This is a genomic window from Oleiphilus sp. HI0128, assembly GCF_001635365.1.
Window position 1 is genome coordinate 1 of the sequence record NZ_LWGG01001467.1, and the last position, 1,113, is coordinate 1,113.

General features: G+C 41.1%; 2 protein-coding genes. One reads left to right on the plus strand and one right to left on the minus strand.

The features are described 5' to 3' along the window. The coding region (gene thrH, locus A3763_RS24205) for a bifunctional phosphoserine phosphatase/homoserine phosphotransferase ThrH (protein ID WP_082880588.1) at positions 1–310 on the minus strand (310 nt) is incomplete at its 3' end. Between the two features lie 170 nt (positions 311–480). Here thrH and A3763_RS24210 point away from each other — a divergent pair. After that, positions 481–1,113: phosphoadenylyl-sulfate reductase (locus A3763_RS24210; RefSeq protein ID WP_068760662.1), on the plus strand; the 633-nt coding region annotated here is incomplete at its 3' end.

Sequence of the window (1,113 nt, forward strand, 5' to 3'; positions counted from 1 at the left end):
GCTTTGCCATTAGCGGCATTGCAAACTCATAAAACGTATCAGAAAGAATAATTACCTGAAAGCGAGTAGACAACCAGTCAATAAACTCTTTAGCACCTGGAAGCGGATCGAGTTCAGCGATAACAGCTTGAATCTCATTAAGACCATAACCGTTTTCTTCAAGGATACGAAGGCGCTGAGTCATCAATACGTCATAATCTGGTATATCACGAGTGGTCGCCTTAAGCTCTTCTATTCCGGTCTTTTCAGCAAATGCTATCCATATTTCAGGGATCAATACCCCTTCTAAATCAAGACAAACTAATTCCACGACGCACTCCGTCTTTATAATAAAGGTTAATATCTTTCGATAGTGAAAATTCGAAGCGCTATTCTAACTAAAAGCTAGCGCCTTGCATAATGTAAAATCTTCGTTAGAATCGAGCTCATATTGCTAATACCACATTAGTATTAAAACAAAGCATATACAGAGACCAAATAATGTCGATTGACTTTAACGACCCCGCCACAATTACCGATGAAGCCGTTCAGCAGCTAAATGATGAGCTTTCAAGTAAATCACCTCGCGAAATTCTAAAATTTGCGGTGAACACCTTCGATAACATTGCAATTTCTTTCAGCGGCGCAGAAGATGTTGCCTTGATTGAGCTTTCTCATCGACTAACTGACGACCTTCAGGTTTTCTCGCTAGATACAGGCCGATTACATCCAGAAACTTACCGCTTTATTGAAAAGGTTCGCCAACACTATAACATCGACATTGAATTAATGACCCCCAATGCTGAGCGACTAGAGGCTTTTGTTAAGCAAAAAGGGCTATTCAGTTTTTTTGAAGACGGGCATAAAGAATGCTGTGGCATTCGTAAAGTAGAGCCTTTGAAAAGAAAGCTTGGTACCTTGAATGCGTGGGTTTCCGGCCAACGTAAAGATCAAAGCCCAAGCACTCGCTCTGAAGTTGCTGTTATTGAGATTGATCATGGCAACTCAAGCGACGAGCGTAAGTTAATCAAATTCAACCCGCTTGCGAATTGGAGCTCTAAAGAAGTTTGGGACTACATTAGGCTTTCTGAAGTGCCTTACAACGAACTGCACGAAAAAGGCTTTACCAGTATT